General features: G+C 33.8%; 14 protein-coding genes. 3 read left to right on the top strand and 11 right to left on the bottom strand.

Annotation, left to right across the window (positions count from 1 at the left end):
• Positions 1–18: 18 nt before the first annotated feature.
• Positions 19–681 carry a RadC family protein gene (locus ABWU33_RS03115; protein WP_230609182.1) on the bottom strand — a complete coding sequence of 221 codons (663 nt, stop codon included), beginning with the start codon at positions 679–681 and terminating at the stop codon, positions 19–21.
• Between the two features lie 164 nt (positions 682–845).
• The gene (locus tag ABWU33_RS03110; RefSeq protein ID WP_264376373.1) at positions 846–1,757 is read right to left on the bottom strand and encodes a helix-turn-helix domain-containing protein; all 912 of its coding nucleotides are present in this window, start codon (positions 1,755–1,757) and stop codon (positions 846–848) included.
• Between the two features lie 129 nt (positions 1,758–1,886).
• On the opposite strand from ABWU33_RS03110, the gene ABWU33_RS03105 reads away from it, so the two are divergent.
• Positions 1,887–2,816, top strand: a complete 930-nt coding sequence (locus tag ABWU33_RS03105) for an Rpn family recombination-promoting nuclease/putative transposase (protein ID WP_262986565.1) — start codon at positions 1,887–1,889, stop codon at positions 2,814–2,816.
• A gap of 347 nt (positions 2,817–3,163) precedes the next feature.
• On the opposite strand, the gene ABWU33_RS03100 is transcribed toward ABWU33_RS03105, so the two are convergent.
• Together ABWU33_RS03100 and ABWU33_RS03095 are read right to left on the bottom strand one after the other, a co-directional pair.
• Positions 3,164–12,202: an ankyrin repeat domain-containing protein gene (locus ABWU33_RS03100; protein ID WP_353280986.1), complete on the bottom strand. Its 9,039-nt coding sequence runs from the start codon at positions 12,200–12,202 to the stop codon at positions 3,164–3,166.
• A gap of 188 nt (positions 12,203–12,390) precedes the next feature.
• Positions 12,391–13,647: a hypothetical protein gene (locus ABWU33_RS03095; RefSeq protein ID WP_264376371.1), complete on the bottom strand. Its 1,257-nt coding sequence runs from the start codon at positions 13,645–13,647 to the stop codon at positions 12,391–12,393.
• Positions 13,648–14,577: 930 nt separating this feature from the next.
• On the opposite strand from ABWU33_RS03095, the gene ABWU33_RS03090 reads away from it, so the two are divergent.
• A complete protein-coding gene (locus tag ABWU33_RS03090) occupies positions 14,578–16,017 on the top strand; it encodes a hypothetical protein (protein ID WP_353280632.1) in 1,440 nt (479 codons plus the stop codon).
• Positions 16,018–16,164: 147 nt separating this feature from the next.
• Positions 16,165–18,171: an ankyrin repeat domain-containing protein gene (locus ABWU33_RS03085; protein WP_353280634.1), complete on the top strand. Its 2,007-nt coding sequence runs from the start codon at positions 16,165–16,167 to the stop codon at positions 18,169–18,171.
• A 297-nt stretch (positions 18,172–18,468) separates the two neighbouring features.
• Here ABWU33_RS03085 and ABWU33_RS03080 read toward each other — a convergent pair whose 3' ends face one another.
• From ABWU33_RS03080 to ABWU33_RS03050, 7 genes are all read right to left on the bottom strand, one after another.
• Positions 18,469–18,612 carry a hypothetical protein gene (locus ABWU33_RS03080; RefSeq protein WP_230609241.1) on the bottom strand — a complete coding sequence of 48 codons (144 nt, stop codon included), beginning with the start codon at positions 18,610–18,612 and terminating at the stop codon, positions 18,469–18,471.
• A gap of 93 nt (positions 18,613–18,705) precedes the next feature.
• The gene (locus ABWU33_RS03075; RefSeq protein WP_230609239.1) at positions 18,706–20,196 is read right to left on the bottom strand and encodes a recombinase family protein; all 1,491 of its coding nucleotides are present in this window, start codon (positions 20,194–20,196) and stop codon (positions 18,706–18,708) included.
• Positions 20,190–20,624: a DUF2924 domain-containing protein gene (locus ABWU33_RS03070; protein ID WP_230609237.1), complete on the bottom strand. Its 435-nt coding sequence runs from the start codon at positions 20,622–20,624 to the stop codon at positions 20,190–20,192. The genes ABWU33_RS03075 and ABWU33_RS03070 overlap by 7 nt, the downstream gene beginning before the upstream one ends.
• A 4-nt stretch (positions 20,625–20,628) precedes the next feature.
• Positions 20,629–21,093 carry an ankyrin repeat domain-containing protein gene (locus tag ABWU33_RS03065; protein WP_353280636.1) on the bottom strand — a complete coding sequence of 155 codons (465 nt, stop codon included), beginning with the start codon at positions 21,091–21,093 and terminating at the stop codon, positions 20,629–20,631.
• Between the two features lie 38 nt (positions 21,094–21,131).
• A complete protein-coding gene (locus tag ABWU33_RS03060) occupies positions 21,132–21,845 on the bottom strand; it encodes an ankyrin repeat domain-containing protein (protein ID WP_353280638.1) in 714 nt (237 codons plus the stop codon).
• Positions 21,846–22,013: 168 nt separating this feature from the next.
• Positions 22,014–23,174 carry a phage tail protein gene (locus ABWU33_RS03055; RefSeq protein ID WP_353280983.1) on the bottom strand — a complete coding sequence of 387 codons (1,161 nt, stop codon included), beginning with the start codon at positions 23,172–23,174 and terminating at the stop codon, positions 22,014–22,016.
• Positions 23,174–23,965 (bottom strand): baseplate J/gp47 family protein, encoded by a 792-nt coding sequence (locus ABWU33_RS03050; protein WP_230609231.1) that lies wholly within the window; start codon positions 23,963–23,965, stop codon positions 23,174–23,176. Before ABWU33_RS03050 ends, ABWU33_RS03055 begins: the two co-directional genes overlap by 1 nt.
• Positions 23,966–23,967: the final 2 nt, after the last annotated feature.

The following is a 23,967-nucleotide window of genomic DNA, read 5'->3' as shown; positions in this document are numbered from 1 at the left end:
ATTTGCAAATACTTTCTGCTATAACAATCCGTTTTCTCTAAAGCTAAAATAACCCCCACTTGTAATGATAATATGATCAAATAATCTAACGCTTACAGTACTACATGCTGCTGCTAAGCTCTTTGTTACTTCTTGATCTTCTTCTGAAGGTTCTAAACTTCCCCCAGGGTGGTTGTGTGACATTATTACTAATGTTGCATTCTTTATTAATGCTTTTCTTGTAATTTCCTTTATGTATACTGGTGCTTTTTCCATTTCACCAATATAGGATTCTTCTCCAATTAGTTGACGCCTTTTATTCAAGTACAGTATTTTTACACATTCCCTTTCTGAGTGTCCTATACTTACGTTTAAGTACTCTACTAGCCCTTGTAAGTCCATTATTGGCTCACTTTTGAGCTTTTCTCTCAGTACCCTTTCTAGTGTTTCCTTAACACACATAATCATTGCTACTGCAGAATCAGTTACTCCTTCTATAACTTTCAGGTCATCCATTTCTCTACCTAAAATCCTTCCTACTCCTGCATAAGTATTCACCAGATTTTTAGCAATTTCTTGAGCTTGCGGCCTTTCATGTACTGCACTTAAAAATGTTTCCATTATTTCACGATCAAGTAGTGCTTTGCCTTTGCTTTCTAATATTCTGAATTCTATTTCTTCTTTATTCTTATTATTATTCATATAATTTACCCTTCACTAACAACAAACTTTTTTTTAATATTTACTGCTTTATCAGCATTGGCATAGAGCCATAGCTTCCGAGTGAAGTCAAATCAATTTTTCAATCTTTTTTACTTATTTTTTCATCAAAAAGTAAAGATATTAATAGATACTGATTTTTTATTTTAAATTTGTTGAATTTCGTCTAAAGAGATGCCTACTGTTTTTAAAATAATATTGATAGAAATTCCTTCCTTAACTAAATCCTTTGCAATTTTCATCTTTTCTGCTCTTTTCACTTTCTCTTCGCAAATTTGTATGCTTTCAAACAGAGATTTCATTAGTGCATGACGTAGTTCTTGGCTTTCAATTTTTTTGTATTCTTCAATTAAATTAGGTACCACTTTATCATCTGCATCCTCTGTTAGTTCAAGTAGGTCCATGATATTAATCGATAACGCCTTTGCTATCTCATATAATCTTCCCAGTGGAACAGCAGTTCTTCCTTGTTCATAGTTGCTTATTTCATCACGTGTTGTACTCATTTTCTTTGCTAAATCCTTCTGAGTATATTCCCGCACTAGTCTCCATTCTTTTATCTTCTTTCCTATTTTGCAGTATATAGAACCTATTTTTTCTTCAACACATTCATCAGCAGAGAGGCCAATTGCTTGTGAAACAATATCAACAGAAATCCCTGCTTTAACCAGGCCCTTTGCAATTTTTACTTTCTCTGCTTTTTTACTACTTTTCTCACCAACTCGGGTAAATTTTGTTAGCAAGTAAAACACCTTGCGCAACTCTTGATCATTAATCGTTTTATATTTTCTTACTAGATTTAATATTTCCTCTCCCTTATCTTCAAAACAGATTTTTTCATTTGATACAGGAATAAGATCCGTAATATTAATTGATAACACCTTTGCTATAGCGCACAACTTTTCAATCGAAATTTTTCGTGTTCCTTTTTCATATTGTAGTACTATTTGATATGTTACGCCGATTTTTCCCGCTAAATCTTTTTGAGTATAGCCTCGCTTTAACCTCCAGCTCCTTACTTTTTGTGCTATCTGATACCTTATAGAGATATTTGCCATAAATATTATACAGTTTAATACTACCAAATAAAGATATACAAAAGGGATGCTTCTTTCTATGTTTGAATTTTAGTTGAATATTTCTTCACAATTGTGTATAATTACTAATGCTTTTTAGGTTAATTCGTCATGGCTCTTTCGAAATTTCTTGATCCCAAAAATGACTTGAGCTTTAAAAAGATCTTTGGCTCTGAAAAGAATAAAAATATCTTAATTCACTTCCTCAACGATATCTTAGGTTTTTCTACTTCTGATCAAATAATGGAAATTGAATTCCTTAGTACCATTATGGATCCTGAAATTGCCTCTGACAAACAAAGCATTGTTGATGTTCTTTGCAAAGACTCTATTGGTAATAGATTTGTTATCGAAATGCAACTCGCTCGTGATAAAGGCTTTGAGAAACGTGCTCAACTTTATGCTGCTAAAGCTTACTCTCGGCAATTAGATAAATCTGGTAATTACATTCATCTTCAGAAAGTCTTCTTTATTGCTATTTCCAATTGTAACCTTCTGCCTGAAGAAGTTGACTATATTTCTACTCATAATATACGCGATATCAAAACCAATGGGCATTACTTGAAAGATTTACAATTTGTCTTTATTGAGTTGCCTAAATTTACAAAAAATAAGGTAGAGCAATTAGAGAATACTACAGAGAGATGGTGTTTCTTTTTTAAATACGCAGAAGATACAACTGAAGAAGATCTAAAAAAGATAGCAGCAGAAGCTCCGATAATAAAGCTAGCATATGATGAATTAGACAGGTTTCGCTGGAATGAAAAGGATTTGATCGCATATGAAGAAAGAATATTGAGCGTGCAGAAAGAAAACGCTATCCTTGCTCAAAAACTCGATGATGCTAAACATGAAGGAATCCAAATTGGAGAAGAGAAAGGCAGGAAAGAAGGCATCCAAATCGGCCATGAAAAAGGTAAAATTGAAGGTAAAATTGAAGTTGCAAAAAATTCACTCAAGGCCGATGTCCCTATAGATGTTATAGCTCAAATTACCGGTCTCTCTCATTCTGAAATTTTACAACTCAGGGAAAAAACATAAATACTACAACTTATTCACTTCAACATTTATGAAAATCTTCTTTAAGTTAGATATATTCCCTAATTAAGAATCTAATGAACTGTCTAAAATAGCTATAAGGATTGCACATAGAATTATATAAATTACTATCATAACGTTACTCAAACTTCTATATCAAAGCTACGTGCTGTAAGTTCAATATGGAAAACACATTAACCACTTAGTATTTAATGTCTACTTCATCCATTTTAGTATTAGGACCATCAAACTTGCTACTGGTTTCCCTAATTATTTTGGCTAATTTTGCTACCTTCACTTTAAAATTTTCACTACTTGGCATTTTATAGCTGCACCTCTTATATTATAACCTACCTATTGATATTACCTCCAAGCTTGGTTACTCCTATCTCAGAAAGACAAGTTGATACTTCTGAATGGCTGTGAACTGAAGCATTACTTAAATAACTTTGAGGCTCTAAACTTATCTGCTGTTTTTTTGTACCATCAACTTCTAATCTACCATCTCTGTTGTGTAATATCTGCTCTATTGATTGATTTAGCAGACCCTTATTAAATTGAGCTATAAACTTTTCAAATTTCTTCGGACTTAATTTACCAGCTTCTTTACCAGAACATGCTTTCTCTACATATGAGTTGAAAATCCCCGAAATCTCATCAAATTTACCACTCATGATTTTTCCTGTAACTTCTTTCTGTATTTCCACAAAATCAATATTTAATCGATGCATTGACACACCACTTTTTAATCCAGCTTGCTCTACTACTTTCTCAAATCCCTTTGTAATATTGAGTGTATATTCCTGTGCCTCTAGTGGAGATATAGACTGATCTATTGTAGAAATATACTTTTGACCTGTAACCCTTCTAATCAATAAGTCAAATAAAGTTATTGTACCATTAAAGTCAACCTGTGATAGATAGTGATCTCCCATTTCTAATATTGTATTTCTATCCTTAGGCTTAAATTTAACAGGTGCTTGCCTTTCACACATTCGTTTTAGATTTGCATTTACATAATCGACGTTGTCTCGAAAGAAACCTCCATTTTCTTGTCTTTTATCTGTACCATCAGATGGTAGTGTGGTACCTGTGAAACTACTATTACTTATCGACGCTTTGGCAAATTGCCCATCAACTTGTGATAATGAACTTGCAGTCCCCTCAGATTTAGAACTCAATAATCTACCTACAGAGCTTTTCACCCGACTAAATAAATCATTTATCCATGAAGATGGTTTTGCGCCACTGCTTGTTGCTATCTGAGGTTGGTCTATAGCAAGGGGTTTGCGTGATAAGTTATGAGAATTGTGATCTCCATGGTGATGACGGCGTTTGCGTTCTCCTCTTCCTCCCCTGAGCTTTTTTTCTAAGTATTCCACAATATTATTGTGCCCCTTGTCTTTCGCAATATCTAGCGGTGTTTTACCGTAATTACCTTTAGCACCAAGATTAGCATGAGCATCGACAAGAACTTTTACTATATCAGGACTGTTGGTATCAGCACCATAATGTAAAGGTGTCCAATTGTCTTTGTCTTCAGCGTTAACATTTGCACCACGATTAAGAAGTAATTTGACTACATCTATCCTGTAGTTTTCAACCGCTCCATGCAATGGAGTTGCTTGATATTCTCCGTTTTTAGCTTCAATATTAGCACCGTTATCAAGAAGGAGTTTAACTAGGTTTAAATCACCGATTTCAGCAGCTGAATACAGTAGTGTATTACCGTTCTTGTCATTGGTATCAATGTTAGCACCCTGAGCAATAAGACCTTTAGCTTCATTAAAACCACCGCTTTCCACAATAGTCAACAATTTTCTATCTAATTGTACTTGCTTCAAAATTCCTGCTATATCTAGGTAACCTTTTCGAGTAGCCAAATCTAAAGATGTTTGGTTATAAATATCTCTAACTTCAATATCAGCACCTCTGCCAAGAAGGAGTTCGACTGTATTTAATTTGTTTCCTTGTATAGCTACATGCAATGGTGTCCAACCATTATTGGTTATATTATTAATACCGCTAATATCCTTGTCTAAAAGAAACTTAACTATTTCAAGACTACTACTGTACTGGGCAGCTACATGTAATGGTGTATTACCATACACATCTTTAGCATTAATATTAGCATTGTTATTGAAGAGAAACTCAACTACACTAAGTTTATCACGAGAAGCAGCAAAGTGTAAAAGCGTCCAACCGTACATGTCTTTAGCATTAATATTAGCCTTCTGATTAATAAGATCTTTAACTTCATTAAGACCTGCATCTTGCACTGCAGCTAACAATTTTTTATCTAATTCCGTTTGCTTTAGAAACTCTGCTACATTTGTGTCATTCTCTTGAGCAGCTAAGTCTAAAGGTGTTTTACTATCCTTATCTTTAACACTGATATCAGCTCCTTTGTTCACAAGAAATTTTACCACATCTAAAGCATTGTAATATACAGCATAGTGTAGAGGTGTCCAATCACTACTGTCTTTAGTATTAATCATAGTTTCTTTATCTGAAAGAAATTGAAATATATCATTAAATAGACTCATATTACCATTGTAAACGGCATAGTGCACGGTAGTCCAGCTTGTTGAGAATTTATCTTTATCTGCAACGTCATCTTGATTTCTTTCAGCAGTTTTATCAAGGAAAAGATTAACTATATCCCACTTGCCATTTTTAGCAGCATATTGTAGCGGTGTATAACCGAACTTATCTTTTTCATTTATGAGAGACTTTAATCTTTCTCTTTGGCGAACTGCTTTTACTAGTTCATCAGGTTCTGAATACAAATTATCTTCAAAATTCATACTTTCAATTTTACCTATAAGAAACCTAATAGAACGCAATTTGCCTTCTTGAGCAGCAACATGAAAAAGTGTTTGGCCATCGTTATTTTTAGCTTCAATGTTAGCTTCGCACCCAGCCTTCTTTTGGCAAATCTCTGAAGCTTTATTAATCAGACCTTGTATTTCTGCTATATCAGACAAACTAAACCTGTCTAATCTCCCGATTATTATTGGTTCTAACCCTAAATCGAATTCCAATGTAGAAATCCTATAAGACTCAGAATTATTCCAATTTTTTACATTGATTACATGGTTAGATACTTCGTCGGAAAACACCAAATCTGTATTACTACTGGAAACCCTAATCTGATCTGGAGTAATATCTTTTAATATCACTACTCCTATGCGTTCTTCATCTTGCCCCACCGAAGTTAAAGTGCCATCTTGATTATGTGTGATACTGATAGACTTAGTGAAATCTATAACATATTCTTTTATAATTTTTTCATAATCATTCTTAAGTTTATCTTGATAGTCCATTATTCCATCAACCTCTTGCTGTAAACCTAAATATGGAAAAAAATTACCATTGTTCCACAGAAGAAAATTAACATCTCTCCATTTACTTTGGTCATTATAAAAATCTTCTACTCTAATAATAAAAGGAATCTCACCTTCTCTTGTTAATAAGAGATCATCTTCATCTTTATATTTCTCGATATCTTCAAGATTAGAATCAATCACTAAATGATCACCTTCAAAATCCTTAGGCAACAAAAACATATTCTGAGTCTGTGTGGCATGGAAAAAGGGAGATAATTTGCCACTTTCTACGGAAGAGCCAGCACATGACATTGATTGTACATAAGGAATAAAGGTTTCTCCTTTACTGTTCATAACCATAAGGTGCCTATAGCTGTTACCCTTAAGATAATTTCTTACTTGAACATGAGTATTACTATAGTTTAAATGCAAGTTACACTGTTGAATTGAAAACTCCTCAGGAACTTCTGGCATAACCAACATATCTAATTTTTTATCACCTGAGTTATTATCAATAATAATCTCTCTTTTCTCTGTGTTGCTATCAATAACATACATATCACTTCCATTTCCACCTCTAGCAAACATACTCCTTTGGTCAAAATTTATTATATCTTCTCCTGAAGAACCAAATACCATATGTTGGAATGCGCTATTGCTTTGTAGTTTTGCTCTAACAACACCAAAGACTTTATAGTCCTTATTATTAATGAGTATTTCCTTGTAATGATTTTCTGCAGCATCAAAGCTATCAAGAGAATGTTCTGTATGTAACTCGAACGAGTTAATTTTTGTAATGGATGATTCTAGTTTCTCAATTTTAGGAATAATATTACTACCATTTTTATCTATCAGCATAAAATTAGGTTGATTACTGCCTTGCTTAATATAATTTTTAATATCAAGGGTATATTGATTACCTTGACCCAGCCCTATTTTTAAAGATAAAGTATTATTAGTCGAGAAATAAGATATTTCATCACAATCATCTAGCAGATTAGTTTCCGGAAAGATTACAGTTCCCGTTCCTTTTACATCAATTTCTGAATATAAATCTTTAGCCTCGTAATCTGTGGTTTTTATATAAAAGGTATAATCATTTTCTGCACCTGTAACTTTAGTGTATGGCGCAATAGCTACTTTTTTACAATTATCAACTGTATCCTTCTCATTTTTGCTCAAACCTCCACCACTATTTATAAAGACGTCACGATTATCGTTTCTAGTAAGGCGCCTAGAATTATATGTACATAAAACATTATCTGTCTTATTTTGCCTTCCAATATAGCTATACCTGAAAGCATCGACATTGCTATCAACATAATCATTGATCAATCGATGAAGATTTGTTGTTAACCTTAAAAGACCGGGAGCGTTAGGTCTAAAACGATAGTCAATTTTTGCTTGTACAAAGTCGTATTCTGTTGATTGACTTAGGTCAAGTATATTAGTAGCATTACTTCCACCAATAATTTTACCCGAAAAACCTCCAGGTTTCACAAGAATAAATTTGTTAACAGTATTATTACCACCAGTTATTCCTGTGTTTCCTCTAAAAATCAAGAAGTAGTTATTTAATGTATTACTTCCAACAATGGTACCTTCATCTATGCTTTCTAAATTATAAAGAATTATTGTACCATTTTGCATTCTTCTTCTATCAGCAATAACCATTGTATTTTCACAGTGATGCACAGCTGTTGGAACTGATTTTTTAATACCTTTTTCATAAATTTCGCTAGTGACTTGTGGTAAGCAAATCATCGTAGCATTTTGAATTGGGTCAGGTATAACACGTGAAAGGTTTGTTGTATCAGCATCTGTTCTATTCATTAGAATCTTTCCATACCCTGCATGAAGAGATGGCGTGTCGCTATCCACCCCAAAACCAACTCCATAGGCAACTACATCATTAGGGCTATCACTTAAAGCTTTCCAGGCTCTTTTAGCTTGACTATTAACCATATTATTTCTGGCTGCAAGGTGTTCCAGATCATATGGCATAGATGAAAGTAAAAGCGTATGCAAAAAGATATCGAAATTCTCACCATGAGTTGTATCATACTTCTTTTCATACTCTATAATATTGCTAATACCACTATAAACTCCATGAGTTACCATGAGTCCAAATCCAACTCCAATACCAACTCCAGGCAGACTAGCTGCTGTAAGAGCAACACCAGAAACAAATGACACACCAGAAAAGGCTATAGAAGCTATATTATCTCTTATCTCCTTTTCTCCACATGGATTATTACTATCTTCTCTATTTTTACAGTCTACAAGGTTATTTGCTGATATGCCTATATCAATAATATCAAATATACCAGCTATAGCTCCTGCCGTGCCTTTCGCTATTTTACTTCCAAATTTTACTCCTGCAACTTGAACAACAAATTTTGTCTGCTTACCTAAAGTACCCGGTATAATCCTTCCTACAACTTTTTCAGCTGATGTTACAACTTTTGGAGCAATTTTAACCATTACATTCTCAATTGGTTGAGACGCAAAAGACCATCCTATTCCACCTAGATTTAATCCACAATCCGTTGCTGTTCCATCCTTGCAAGATACAATAGCACCATGAATTCCTCTTATTAATTGTATTCCACCTGCAGCATTCATTAATCTGCTTTTTAATTTCGGGTTTTTTGTTAAATCACTGTTTTGCTGTAAAACGTCACCATATAAATCCTTGATACGCTCATTCTGAATATAGCGCTCATACCCTTGGTCTCCAATCACCTTATCAACTAAATATTTATAGTCACCCTCAATATTTTTGTTTCCAATAAACTCTATTAGCTGAGCATTTTTCCCTTCATCTTGACTGCTTTTAACATAAGTTAGGAACTTTTCACTATCAATTATAACCTTACCTACATTATTTTTATCTACCCTTCCTTTACTAAACTTTTCCACATCATCCTTTGAAAATAAACATTTAATACTTCTCTTCTTTCTATTGCTTTGCTTTGCACAGCCATTAAGATTTAACTTATTCAAAGATTGTGTTGCTTCACCAGTAGGCAGCATATGAACTGAACTATGAACTACTTCAACAGGAATAAATCCTTCCTTGGTTGTCCTACTTGTTAAAATAAGTTTATTCGGATTATTAGATCCTTTATCGAAAACAACACCGATAAATTTTACCTCATCACCATCTGTAAGTGTTTTATAGGTAACACCTTCTTTGTACTCTTCATTTATTTGATCATTTGCTTCCCTCAATAAAGCTTGAGCCCCTTTACCCTGCCTTGATGCCTTAAGTTCTAACCCTATTGGAGTGTACTCCTCAGCATTTCCACCTTGAGCCACAAACTTAATACCATGAACTAGCATGTCAATACGTTCCCCTCTACCAGTTTGAAACTCAGTTAAAACTAATGCTCTAGTTTCTGGTGATTCCTGTAATTTTAAGTCACTATAATAACTAAACACTCCATTCAATATTCCCTGGAAATGAGCTTCTTTATTAACGAGACTCTTAAAAGGAAAGATTCCTTCTCCAATTTTTTCTAATAATCTACTATATCCTCTTATTGATAAGGATTGGATATCTAGTGCTTTATCAAATGTTTCTTTTAACTCATTAGGATAAGTAACTTCTTTAAAAGTACCTTGAAATCTATTATCTCCGTTGTTGTACTCTTGTAAAGAATTGTATTTTTCAGCCCAAATAGTAAGATATCTTTTAAAATCTGACTTGTATCTAGTATCAAAATTAAGACTTAATTCGATTATTTCCCTATTCCCTATTTCTCTATTTAATCTATCAAGAGGAAGAACTTCATTCAGCCCGTTCAAAACATCTTTTCTGTTAGCTTCAACAATATTCATCACATAAACCAACTTCTCTGTATTTTCTGGGATGAGCACCATTGTTACAACTGCATGGCTTGCATCAAGGTTAGCTGACAGTCTTTCTCTGGCTCTTTGAGCTGCCGGACGTCCAAGCCTACGAAGATTAGGATGCACTTCAGTAGGTATATTGTCTCCATAGATAAAAATATACTTTTTTAAACTTGTTCCTGAATCTTCACTTAATAATAATGATTGCCCTAGTAAAAACCTACTAAAATAATGATTATCTCCCTTCTCTGATGTACCAGGAAACGTATGATAAATACGTTCCATATTATCTTTTATCTGTTCTTTTAATTCTCTTTTACCAATCTCTTGCGTATCCCAATCATCAGAGGATTTTAACATATCTTGAAAAAGAGGAATTATTTCTTCTCCACGATTTGATACTTTAATATCAGAGATAGGAGACGGATTATCAAGGTTGACACCAACATATAAAATGTTATCTGCAGTAGTTAAAACTCGCTGAACATTTGGTTGGAAACCTTGTGCATACCTTTCTGCTTGCTGCAAAGCCTTATCTGGAGTAGCATTAGAACCTGCTCCCGCTTTTAATTCAATAATAATGGGAATAGAATCCAATGCACGATCAGGACCACGAGCCAGCAAGATAATATCTGCATAACCCCTTCCTGCAAATTGCTCTGGGTAAACTCTAAGATTATACCTATAGTGGAAATTCATGAAAACGCCTACCATAAATCCATGATGTGCTGCTTCACGTGCACTATTATCATAGACTACTGATCCTACATACTCAGAATGAACGTTATTAATTTTTTCAAGAACTTTTTTTAAAGACCTGCTAACTGTTTGCGCATCAGAATCAGATAGCTTCGCTATATCACCTTCCGGATTATTCCATATTCCTTTTTCTATTTCATAAAATTCCTTGCTAGTAGCAGAATCAAGTATCTCTTTAGCTTCCATATTAACAAAAATATCACCCTTTCCTTTATAGATCTGTACTAATCTAGATTTTATTCTATCTTGAATTTCATTCTTAATATTTAGGATCTCATTCTCAACATCCCGATCTCTAATCTTACTCCTATCTATATTCTTTCTTAATATGTTCTCCAACTCATTAACAGTAAACTGATGGCCACGCTTACCTTCTGAAATGGAAAATAAATCTATATTATTAATAGCATCTTCAGCATTTCCAATTTGACCATTTTTAACAATAGCTACTTTTAAAGTTTTTGAAGTATCAAAACTAAAATAAATCTTTTTAATATTTAACTTTTCTGCAATTTTTATATCTGGCAAAGTAGAAAAGCTCCCTAGGAAGAAGTGTGTAAAAAATCCTGCTTTTTCTACAGAGTGTAAATAAGATGGAATCTGATCCACAAATGACTGAAATCTCGGTTCAAAAGATTTAAAATCCTCATCTTGCTGGCTTATACCAACTTCTTTACTTGCTTCCTCTATCAATAACTGTATTAACTCAAAGTCTTGTGGTCTTACTTTACCCATGACTCTTTTTAAGCCTTTTGCAAGCTCTTTATCATTATCAATAATATTCCTTTCAAGACCAAAATTATAATGGTTTCGTTTACCTGGTGCACCAACATGAAATAACTGTATTTGAGTATTTCCATTACCATATTGAGTTTCAACCTCACCAGAAACACTAATCGTTGCGCTAAGCATTCCACTCATTGCTCTTATTTCAGGTTCACCTCCCCAAGTATCAGGGTTCCTCATGTTTTCCAAGTAACGCTCAAAATCACCTTCAACAAAATCTCTGAACTCATTTCTATAAGAACTTATGTGATCAACTACTCGATTACGAAATACGTTTCTTACTAAATTTGCAAATGTATCATCATAATTCGCAGCACCTAAATTCCGAACCAAACCTCTAATATGATCTAAATTTTGGGTTACAGTTCCATCATTTCCAAATAGTACTTCATACCTTTGTCGAAATAAAGCATCGTCGTTTCTGACGGGTATTAAGTAAGCCATAGTAACAGACCAAAATAAGCAACTACCGTCTCCTGGAACATCGATTCTCTTAACCTGACTTCCACTTTCGGAATCAACATCAGATCTACGATAACGCTTAAGTTGATAAAATTCTTTAGCTTGCTCTATATATTGTATTTGATCCGATAATTCGGTAATCTTTGAATTAACGCCTTCTTTTTTTAGGTGATCTGTTAGATATTGTGTCTTAAACATAAAGCCCCCTTCATTACATTATACCAAATCCACTATTTATTATCAGAGATATCAACAATATAAGCTATTTTTACCTGCATACTAACTTGGATATATAACATTTATATTATAATGCAACGCCTTTTTGACAGAAGCTAAAGTAGTAACAAGAAACCATCACCTGTTTTATAGAATTGCCTTATAATACCTTAATTGCCCAACCCTAATTGCTCACATGCTTTGCTTAATTTAACCTCAGTCAAGCTAGTAAACCCTTCAGCTGTAGACTTACCGTATGATAAAAATTTATTTAATGAATCAATATCTCTTTGCTCTAACACAGATCGTATATACTCCGCTTGCCTAGAATCCATAAATTCTTTAATTTGATCAGAATTAGCCTTATCTAATATTGCCCATACCGGTTCCATGTAATTTTGATTTACCCAAGGTACTAATAAACTTGTAACAAGAAAGCAAGATCTATTACAAACTTCTTCCTTCAGCACATAAGTACGATGGCTATCAAATCCCTCCTTTCTCCACATATGCATGAAAAGCTTTGCACCTTCACCAGCATAATATGAGCTGTTTTCTGTTTTTATATAGTGTAGCCAGACAAGATATTTATCTTCTGAAACATTACTTGGTTTCAAATAGTCAAACAATGCTTGAAATTGATCAAAGCGAAGTGCACCCTGTAGCGTGTTTAGACTACCATAATAACCATTTTCAGCTAAGTCTCTTTTTAGAAGTTCTGGATATTTATCAGGACTTATTTGACTAAAATAAAACTCGAATATTTCAGGATAACTATTACAACGGTTCCCTGCTACATATACTGCTGTCTTCATCAAGATTTCATCCTTTTTCTGTTCGCTCATCTCACTTTCAGGTAATGATTTTATTTTATTCCAGAAGAATTCCACTGCCTGCTCTTGCTTAAGACTCACAGCACATTTAAGCCCGTACTCATATGGATGACAGCCATCTAAATTTAGTTTAGAGATGTAACCACTAACAAAATGTGACCAAAAAACTATTAAAAGGTTGCCTCCTAGAGTCTTAACTAAGTGACCATACTCCAACAGACTGCTCTTACCTTGAGCTGATAGTTTATTTTTTCTCTCTTCAAATAGAGCAATAATATCTTCTTCCAGGCAATAACGACAGGCAATCTCATATCTTTTATCAGTACTAAAAGGACTATTTGAATTTTGCACAATCAATTTTTTACCTACCATTTGCCTATCAAGCTTAACTCCGTGTAAATTGTCTACTTTTTTCCAACAATCCTCGCTAGACAATACCTGTGCAAGAAAATTACGTCCTTTTTTGCCACTTTTTTGGTGCAGACGCCAATTTGCATAGCACCAGCGTTCAATTTGAAAAAGCTTAGATGCTCTATGGGGATCATCCTCTTTAATAGACGAAAACAAAACTTTTGGAATATCTGAACGCAACATAGCCACTACCTTAATTAATTAGATTATCAATTACATTTTAAGTATAGTATTCTATCTTTAAAACTTGTCAATCATTATTGTAGAAAATTTTCTAACCCAAAGTAGTTTTAGGCAAAAGTCTCTTAAGAAGGTCGGTACGGGATTTTTCTTTACCTTCAAATTCTGTTTTCATTATGAGTTTGCCTTAAATTCCTCCTTAAGAAAATTAGTATTAATCTAACAACGTATTTTACTAATAGCTTAAATAATATAGCCATTTTCAGTGCTCAAAACCAGGGACGGTGAGAACAATTTTTCTTGGAATCAGTTGGTCTACCGCGCGATACATACGAACTTTTTTGTATTCTGACTTTGCTATACGCTAAAACTAGCCATATTAGCCCATTTTATCCATATATACATACGAACTGTTTTGCCTAAGCTTATGGAAATAATTTAAATCTTCTATTTTTATAACCTTATTTTTACGCAACTTGTTCTCAAAAATATACGATCTTTTTTGAAGGAGTAAACAATTGAATTGTTTATAACACTAGCTAGCATGGTATCTTCACTAAAATATTTTTTGAAAAAGTTAATTGACTTATAAATAATTCTCTACTAATACTGGCATGTGTTTGTTTATTCTGCTGAAGTTGCTCCATACAGGTTTGCTGTAAAAACTTCAGCAGTTTCCGTACTCCTTTAAAGCATAATCCATCACGCTCTTAATAATAGTGATATCAAATATAGGTCTTAACTATTTTAATCTATAGTAAAATTAGCTCAAATTTGCAGTCATAAGCAACTTTTAACCTATCTACATACTCCATTGTTACTCACCATAAAAACTTAACAAAAATATGAGTAGTAAAAAGATTGTGTTGAAATTAGCTTGACCAATATTATATATTGTACATAATATATTCTATATCTAGGCTAGGAGGTAGTATGGATACAGAGTCAGTAAAATATGTTGTAGAATCTATCAGTGAACAAAAGCTAGGAGAGGAATTAAATACTGAGCCATGGCATTCAAAAATTGAGTGTAATAGCAATGAGGGACCAACGCCTGAAGATGACATAACAGATTTAGATGATTATAGTTTGTTTGTTCAAGGAATAAGTAATCCTTCGGAATGTTATGACCTTGATCAGAGACATGAAACTAGGGAGGCTGTTGACACATGTGTAAAACATACATTGTCGTATCAGAGTGAAACTGATGATAGTGATTTATATTGGAAAAATTACCCTATTAGTCCAAGAGACTCTGCTTTAATTAAGTTAGATCTACTACTGACTGAAAGTGAGAGAAGTCTAATTGATGAATTTCGTAAAGAGTTAAAAGATGTAGTAACAAAAAATGATCAAGGTTATAGGGATAAGCATGAAAATTTTACAAACACTGCTTTAGAGCGTATAGAGTGCATAACAAATAAATATTTGCAAAAAGGGATAAGACTCAATTCAAAATATAACGATGATAAGTATACTATAACAAGTTTAATTTTTAAGGAAATAAGAAATATCCCTGATAGAATACGACAGCATAAGGGATTACCACCTTATGAGAGTTTATCAGACGATAGTGAGACTATAACAAGTTTAGTTTCTAAGGGAATAAGAGATATTCCTGCCTACGAGGGTGTATCAGATGATAAAAATATAGGTATTATACGCAATATCATGAGTAATTTACTATTAAAAGGTGGAAGAGTAAAATGCAGTTCCTTTTATGATGATAAGTTATTGTATGCAACTTATGGGTTCAGTTATGAGATTTTTGCAGAACGTGAAGAAATCGATAACAAGCTAAAAAGCGTAGCAGATGAAGGTATTATAAACAGTAGTGCCCAAGGCAAAGCTTTACACGTAGAAATGGATAATGGATATTTTTATGTAAAATATTCGCAAGATAGCACTGTTGAGGTTGCAAAAGTTATAAATAATCCAAAAGTGAAAGATTTAAGTTTTAGACATCATATATTTCATGTTGGAAAGAGTATAGTAAGAGTTGAAAATGTAGGAGGAAAAAGAAATTATACAGACGTTTTAGAAGGTGGCATTGAAATGTCTTTTACTACTGAAGTAGGAAAGATTAGTATTCATCTACGTTCTAGTGATAAAGACAACAATAAAATTGAAGTAAAGATAAGTGACGATGACAAGAAGAAACTTGATCAATTAAAAGATAAGGAAGAAATAGGAGAAAATTGCTTACTTGGTGGATATTCAGTACATGATGCGATTAAACGAGGATATTTTGAAAAACATGAAACACTACGTCAATCTTCTGAAAAAATTACCTTATCTAATGAAAAGAAAAAAAATAGTTGGTGTGAGATAGTAACAAATTCAAAACAGACAACAAGCCGTACTGTAGGGTAAATGCTAAACTGCTTGATTGTCTAAAGATCTTATATTACTCACCATAAAAACTTAACAAACGACATAAGTAGTAAAAAGATTATGGTTATTGACTTAATGTTACATATCGCATACAATATATCATATATCTTAGCTTAAGGGGTAAGTATGAGTGAGTCTACTGGGATGGTAAAATCTATCATCAATCTACTAAAGCCAAAATCCAAATCAGAACTATATGATTTCGAATATGAGTCCATTATAGAACATCTATCATCTAAAGAGCATTTATTAAATGAGCTGATGAATGATATGTGGTACTCAGGAGACTTACCATCAGTCAGAAACTATAATGAACCATTATCTTTGATAGATAGCAAACTTGGATTAAGTGAACAAATTTGTGTTTGGTTTGCTCTGGACCATGATCTTACGCCAAGTCAAAAAATTTTAAACAAAAAGTTACTTAGTGCTCTAAAATGTTTAGCTTCTAACTGTGGTTCATTTGATAATACTGAGCCCCTTGAAGAATTTTTACATGATAATAAAAACAATAAAGATTTAAAAGTGATTCTTAACCTAAGAAGAGGAGAATCTCAATCAACAGTATTGCATGCGATTGCAGGAGCAAATATTGGTGGATTTCGTCGCATAGGAAATCAGGCTATAGATTTACTCTTAGAAGCAGGCGCAGATCCTAACATACAAGATAATAAAGGAAAAACACCATTATGCCTTGCTGCTGCCAAAGGTCATTACGATAATACAAACTCTCTCCTCTCAAAAGGAGCTAACCCTAATATAACAAGTAGAAAGGGTAAAACTCCACAACAAATAGCAACTAATAAACTCTGCTATAATATAGAAGAATTATTTTTAACTGATAAACAGAAAAAGATGAATAAGGAATTGTATGACTTACTTGCACTAGATTCAGACTGCACTAAAAATTTAAAGGAGTTTTTAAGTAAGCATAAAAGAGACTCAGACCTAAAAGTGGTGCTAAATATTCGGCACGGAATGGGTGAGTCAAAAGTGTTCTCATATGTTGAACGTTTTGCTTGGGACAATGAAGATCTTGCTCAAGAGTTAAGAAAAATATTTCTAGAAGCAGGAGCATTAGATTATGATAAAAATATTATTTATCGTCAGCAAAAGAAAGGACAGGTCAGCAAATTACTCGTTAATTTAACCTCAAATCAAAAGGAGAAGTTAAATAAGTTTTCTGATAAGATGTTTCAAGCTCAAAATATGGCTGAACTTGAAGAGATTGTAAACGATGCTATAAAGTCTGGTGTACGATTAAACTATTCTCTTTCACAAGATTTCTTTTCAGGTAATGAATACACTTTTACCGATTATGTGATGAAAAAAATCAGTGAGTTGGAAAAAAATCCTAAAGTTGCTAGTAATATAATATGTCAATTAGTATCAAAAGGGGCAGTGTTTGGTAATACAGTTGATGCTAACACACTGACACCAGAATTTAAAGAGCATAAAACTAACCTAAAAAAAGCTTATATAGATTATGTTAGCAATTCTCATAAGTTTATTGAAATCGCAAAAAATGCAACCAATAGCGAGCTAAAAGATGTAAGAGTAGACAACTCCGTTTTTTACTTAGAATATTCTAAAGATAGTAAAATAGACATTATAAAGATAACAGATGGGGCAAGGGATTTAGGTCTAACAGATGGAGATGTAAAGTGTGGAAGAAATATAGTAAAGATCGGTAATAGTGAAGTAGAAATTAAAATTGAAGATGGCATAAGGAATTACACAGATCTTACAGAAGGCAGCGATGTAGTATTAACTTTCTATACTAGTTTGGGAGAATTAGAAGTTAGGTTATATCCTGATGAGAAAAATAAAAATTGGATAAAAGTAGAGGTGAGTGAAGAAGGCCTACTTCTACTTGATAAAATAGAAAGTTATAATGAAGCAATAGAAGATTGTAATGAGGGAATAGAAAATTATGAAGAAATAGGACAAAATTGCTTACTGGGAGGTTTATCAGTCATTGAAGCCATAGACCGAGGTGTTTTTGCTAGATCTGGTGGGTTAATGCGTCCTGAATTAATAAGCGAATCCAATAAGCAGAAGGGTTCATGGGTAAAACGTGAAGAATTAAGAAGAGTTTCTGATTCTAGGGAAAAAATTGCTAATTTACCATAAAAGTTGAAAATTATTATTTAAATATAAATTACTACAGTTAATAAATTATTGCAAAGGAGTCGAATCGATATCAATAATCTTTTAAGAATACTCTTTTATGTTGTTTTTCAGGAAAATGAGATGTCATTGTACAGGAGCTGGCCACAAGGTGTATTTTCAGGATATGAGACTGTATTAAAACACGATTGGCTGAGCCGACCTTTTACAGAATTTTTTTTCCAGATCTATAGCTCTTTTCACAATAATCCAAATAAATCATAATATGCTACTGGCCTACTATAGCCATAAACACATATCTTACCCTGTTCGGACTACTATAAGAAAAGCTATACTATTAAAATATGCAGCTAAATTGTATACATTGTCTACCACTGTTGCATCTAGTATGCTAAAATCTTCATCATCTATATTAATATTTTCGCATAATTGATTTTGTAACATCGACTTACATCAATCTCAATATCTTTTGGCATGGCCCTTTGTAGCAGCTCCTTCTTGCACATACTCTTTTCAATCTCCCGTTGCTTTTGTAAATTAAGATGCTAATCCATAAAATTTCTCTAATTGCTCGCTCCACAACATCGGTATTTCTTTCAAATCAGATAGCTTCAAACCTCTTGGCTGTCTCCCATTTACTATGTCTTCCTTAATCTTTGGTGCTAAATAATTCAACCTTAAAATTTGTTGTATACGTCTTGTACCTATATTAATTTTGGCACTCAGCTCTCCTACACTTGCATATTTTCCCTCTTCTAGTTGCCGTTTCCACAGATGGGCTCTTACCACTGCTTTCAGTAGTGCATTGTTTGTTTTGCCTTCTGGCTCAGTTACTGTGCATTTCTTTCCTTTCTTTTTTATTGGTATAAATTCCACCTTATCCTCTAAACTCACCTCTATTCCATCTTCTTTTATCATTACTCCTTTTATTAACTTTTTCACTACTTCTTTCTGCTTTCCAAAACTTAAATTTTTCCATTCTTCTGCTTTTTCTCCCCATTTTTCATATAAATCTTCTGCTCTCTTCATTACTTCTTTTTCTACTTCTCCTGCTATTACATTTCGGCTTCCTGATTCACAACCCTTTCCCCTTAAATGATTGTTGCATACGTAATATCGATATCTCTTATTCTCTTTTTTTGAGTATGTCAGCGTCATATTTACATCACAGCTCTTACATTTAATTATTCCCTTTAGTAGCGCTTCCTCATATTTTACTCCTCGATACGGTTGATTACTTATCAATTCTTGTGCTTTTTTCCACTTTTCCTCTTCTATTATCGCATCGTGCTTTCCCTCATACTGTTTGTCATAATGTCTTATCTTTCCCACATATATTGGATTTGTTATTATTCTTCTCACCGTTGCTTTTTTAAAGATATCCGTTTTTGCTTTTGTTCGGTATCCTTCCCTGTTTAACTCTCTTGCCAACTCTGCCATTGACTTCAGCTCCAAATATCTTTCAAATATATGCTGCACTGTTTTTGCTTCTTTTTCATTTATTATTAATTCCTTATCTTTTACATCATACCCAAGCGGTAAAGTTCCTCCCATCCATAAACCTTGTTCTTTTGATGTTGCTATTTTATTTTTTACTCTCTCTACTATCATCTCTCTTTCTAGTTGTGCTGCTCCTGATAATACTGTCTGTACGAATTTTCCCATTGGCGTATTATTGTCAAATATCTGTGTTACTGCTACAAAATTTACTCGGTGCCTTCTAAAAAATGACGTTACTTCTATGCTGTCTTTTGTTTCTCTTGATAACCTATCTAGTGTATATACTACTACACAGTCTATCTCTCCTCCTCTGACATCTTCAAATAATTCCTTTATCGCTGGTCTTTCTAAATTTTTTCCTGAATATCCTCCATCATCGTACTTTTTTGCCAATGCTACCCAGCCTTCTTTGCTCTTTATATACTTTTCACATGCTACTCGCTGGGCATCAAGGCTATTAAACTTCTGCTCGAGACCATCCTCATTTGATTTTCTTGTATATATCGCACATCTTACCTCTTTCAGCATTCTTTCTCCTTATCTCTCATTCCAAATAGAAGCGGCCCATTGTAGCTCATTCCCATTATTTTTCCTGCTACTGCTGACAATGACGTGAAAAATTCTTCTCGGTAGATTAAACCCTTATCTGTCACCATTACCGCATGCGTCTCTTCTCCTCTCTCTAGTATTAATTCTGTTCCTTCTACTGGTAATTTATCGCTACTTATTCTTTTTCCCTTCTCTAGCCGATCTGCCAGATACTCTAGTCTTTTTGTCCCCTTTCTTGACATTTCTCCATACGCTTTTTCCTGCATTCTATAAGCTAATCTTGGTATCAGATATTTCTTTGAGTATCTAGGTGCTTCTTCCACAAATACCTTCTTCCATATTTTTCTCAGCTCATTCAAAGGTTTTTTCTCTAAATTCATTACTTTCTTTTCTATTTCTTTCTCCATATTTTTAGCCCTTCATAAATAGCTTCTCAATTCTGTCTGTTTCTTTCTTTAATACCTCGGTTATCTTTTTGCTATTTTTCGCATAATCCATCGCTGTCATTCCAAATTTATCCGCTTGCTCTATTTCTCCTCCAGCTTTCACTAGCTCCTCCACTATTTCTTTTTCACCTACCATGCACGCAAGGTGTAGAGGTATGCATTTATTTCCATATTCCTCAGCATTTACGTCTGCTCCTGATTTTATCAATTCCCTCACGATTTCTAGACGTTTCTCCGTTACCGCTAGGTGCAGTGCTGTGTGTCCTTCTATATCTTTAGCATTCACATTCGCTCCTTTTTCGACTAATAACTTCACTGTTTTTGCGTCTACCGCATAATGCAGTTCCTTCTCGTCTCTTGCATAAATATTTTCATGTGAGTTCTCTAATAATTCTTCTGCTGACTTATTAAATTTGCCAAGCTTTAACATAATCCACCTCACCTTTTCTTTAAAATCAAGTCCCCTTTTTAAGCCTTTCTTCCTACTACATTTTCTACCTCATCTATCATTTCACTTACTTGGCTCATTATTTTGCTTGCTAAATTTTCACATTCTTCCTTTATTAGTGATTTGTCTCTCTTCCTTATTTCTCCTATCTCTATTATTTTTAGCTCCGGCATGTAGCTTCCATTCAACATGTCTGCTATTTCTCCCACTAGCCTCTCTATTCCATAGCACGTCAGTTCTCTACTTTTTGTTACTCCACCTTTTTCTCTCAGAAATTTGCTCGCCTTTTCACTTTCTTTGCTATCACATAGGCAATACTTTTCACTTTCCCAAATGTAATACATTGGTGTTGCACCATATTTATTCAGTTGATTAACCTCAGCTCCTGCTTTTACTAGCTCTTTTATTATTTCAACTCCTCCTATTTTGCACGCAGAGTGTAGTGGCGTACATCCAGTGACATATTGAGTGGCATTTACTTCCGCTCCCGACCTTAGCAACACTTTTACATTTTCTAAGCTTTTCGCAAATACTGCACAGTGTAGTGGTGTATAACCCTTTTTATCTCTTGCATTTACCTCTGATCCTTTTTTTATTAATAATCTCACTGTTTTGTAATCAGAGATTTCTACTGCTTGATGCAAGATCGTCTCTCCTTCTTCATTTTTTTTGTTAATATTTTTAAATCCGTTACTTGATACTTCTTTAAAAAACTTACTCTTGCTAAAACTCATTTCATACCTCATAAAATTAGCTTTTCTAGCGCCAGACAAATTTCTTATATTTACCTGCCGCTATTCAAGTCATGTCCTTTTTAGCATGAGAAAGCAAGTCCTTTTCTTTTTATTTCATACACTTTTACCTATTATTAATATAATATATGAGGATCTAAATATAAATACTTAACTTATTAGACATATTACTTGACTATTTTTCCAACTTCTGTGCAAATGTCGATGTTCGTGCCATTTCAGTACTCCCGGGTAAAACACTAAAATGTGCTTTTCTAATTCGTGTATTGAGTCTTTTTGCTCTGAATATAAGTCGTTTTTATAGTAAATGTTGTGTTCTGCTAAAACATATTTTCTGACCTTCTGATCTGTATAATTTTCTATTTTGTAGTGGTGAGTAACGCTAAACCTTTCTAAAATTGGCTTGTGTTTTAAATTCCAACGTTGCCCTGAAAGTTTATCGTTTCCCAATACAAATTTATTTCCTTCTTCTTCTATTCTACCAACCGGAAAACAGCTATTTATTTCTCCTAATTTCCAGCTATCTGACAGTACAATCTGCGCTTTTGCAAATTTAATCGACGGTAATAAGCTTTGAGTTAGAGGATACAGGGCTTTTAAGTTATACCACTGATGACTTCTTTCATAAATGCCTTTGTAATCCTTTGTGTGAGGCTCTGTTTCCCCAAGCACTGCTACATTCAACCGATATATGTCATTACTAAATGCTTGCTCATAATGAATCCGAAAAGTGCTAAACTTAAAATTTGGATTTAAGCTTTTTAGCTCAAATGTGTTCTTTCTACCGAATGACAGTACTGGTCCATCTTTTTCAATTTTTATCCCCGAGTAATCCGATAACAAACTTCCAAAAAAGCTTTCATCTAAAATAAACCTATCAATGTTGTAGTGGTCATTGAAAATCCTCATTAGCCTTGATCTTGCTGGTAATGACAGCTTTGCCAATTCTACAACTGCATCTACAAAAAAGTCATTTGGCACATCCTTTATTCCAATTTGCAGCTCAAAAAAATGTTTTCCAGGTGGTTCTTCGATAATTGTAATATCTTCTATATTTGCCCATTTTAGTGCTATTTTGAGTGATTCTGGGGTTCCTCTCAGTCTTTGAAACTTTACTCCTTCTACTATCGCTCTTCTTTTATCTTTTACCCAGCGTAGTATCTCCCCCAATTCATATTCCTCAATCAACCACGGCAATGTTTCTTCTTTAAGACTAAACTTAAACCCTCTGATGCAACTTGGATCAACTTTATAATCCGTTGCATCTACTAGCGCTTTTTCCTGTTTTGTTGCATTTGGTGGCAATAACATTAATTCAACTCAATCTCTAAGTTTCTTAAAGCAGCACACTCATTACCTAGCACCACAACATCTTCTTTTGGCTCGATTAATTCTACATTCTCTACACCCTCTACAAATAGGTTTGCTATTATCCAAGATCTTGTTACATTCCATCCTAATCTTTTTGCTAATTCAAACTTCTCAATAAACTGCTTCTTGATTTCTTCCTCTGATATTAAAGGACTTATGCTCATTCTGCTGTGGATATCTACTTCCGTAATATTGCAACCTATCACTGTTACTGTATCGGTTAAAACCCTTATATCATCTCTAGTAACTTGCTTTCTTACAATTTCAAGTAGCTCTTCTAACGCTATGCCAGTTTGTGTTGATAAGATTGAAATTTGTACTTTCCCTGGTATAGGTGATTCCACTAGTGCATCTTTTACTCTACTATCTGCTGACAGTGCATAATACCTATAATACTCCTTGCTCCCACATGTGCTCCAGCCTTTTACTTTTGCTTTTACCCTCTTTCTAAATCGTTCGTCATCTTCTTCTTTTTCTCTCTCTACTCCATAAAATTCAGCCAAATTATCAAGATCTTCTCCTATCGCAAATTTAAGTAAATTACCCTTTACAGCTTCGTTTATCCTTTGTCTGAGCAAAAGTTCTCTCCATGCTGCTACCTCCAGAATCTTTATCGCTGGATCACTTTCAACTAATGCTGTAAAACTTGCGTCACGCTTCACCAACTCTTCCCTCATCCGAGACAGAATTTCTTCGAAGTTCAGTGGCTCAATAATGTTAGGCTGCTCCATCT

The organism is Wolbachia endosymbiont (group B) of Cyclophora punctaria, from assembly GCF_964028235.1.
Lineage (GTDB): Bacteria > Pseudomonadota > Alphaproteobacteria > Rickettsiales > Anaplasmataceae > Wolbachia.
The sequence above is the reverse complement of the archived record's forward strand: the minus strand, read 5'-3'. Positions and strand labels throughout refer to the sequence as shown.

What these genes read in the sequence shown, in the direction of transcription:
- ABWU33_RS03050 (WP_230609231.1), bottom strand. Translation starts at nt 23,965, where the DNA reads ATGGAGCAGCCTAACATTATTGAGCCACTGAACTTCGAAGAAATTCTG.
- ABWU33_RS03065 (WP_353280636.1), bottom strand. Translation starts at nt 21,093, where the DNA reads ATGTTAAAGCTTGGCAAATTTAATAAGTCAGCAGAAGAATTATTAGAG.
- ABWU33_RS03075 (WP_230609239.1), bottom strand. Translation starts at nt 20,196, where the DNA reads ATGCTGAAAGAGGTAAGATGTGCGATATATACAAGAAAATCAAATGAG.
- ABWU33_RS03060 (WP_353280638.1), bottom strand. Translation starts at nt 21,845, where the DNA reads ATGAGTTTTAGCAAGAGTAAGTTTTTTAAAGAAGTATCAAGTAACGGA.
- ABWU33_RS03070 (WP_230609237.1), bottom strand. Translation starts at nt 20,624, where the DNA reads ATGGAGAAAGAAATAGAAAAGAAAGTAATGAATTTAGAGAAAAAACCT.
- ABWU33_RS03100 (WP_353280986.1), bottom strand. Translation starts at nt 12,202, where the DNA reads ATGTTTAAGACACAATATCTAACAGATCACCTAAAAAAAGAAGGCGTT.
- ABWU33_RS03110 (WP_264376373.1), bottom strand. Translation starts at nt 1,757, where the DNA reads ATGGCAAATATCTCTATAAGGTATCAGATAGCACAAAAAGTAAGGAGC.
- ABWU33_RS03055 (WP_353280983.1), bottom strand. Translation starts at nt 23,174, where the DNA reads ATGTTATTGCCACCAAATGCAACAAAACAGGAAAAAGCGCTAGTAGAT.
- ABWU33_RS03105 (WP_262986565.1), top strand. Translation starts at nt 1,887, where the DNA reads ATGGCTCTTTCGAAATTTCTTGATCCCAAAAATGACTTGAGCTTTAAA.
- ABWU33_RS03115 (WP_230609182.1), bottom strand. Translation starts at nt 681, where the DNA reads ATGAATAATAATAAGAATAAAGAAGAAATAGAATTCAGAATATTAGAA.
- ABWU33_RS03090 (WP_353280632.1), top strand. Translation starts at nt 14,578, where the DNA reads ATGGATACAGAGTCAGTAAAATATGTTGTAGAATCTATCAGTGAACAA.
- ABWU33_RS03080 (WP_230609241.1), bottom strand. Translation starts at nt 18,612, where the DNA reads ATGTTACAAAATCAATTATGCGAAAATATTAATATAGATGATGAAGAT.
- ABWU33_RS03095 (WP_264376371.1), bottom strand. Translation starts at nt 13,647, where the DNA reads ATGTTGCGTTCAGATATTCCAAAAGTTTTGTTTTCGTCTATTAAAGAG.
- ABWU33_RS03085 (WP_353280634.1), top strand. Translation starts at nt 16,165, where the DNA reads ATGAGTGAGTCTACTGGGATGGTAAAATCTATCATCAATCTACTAAAG.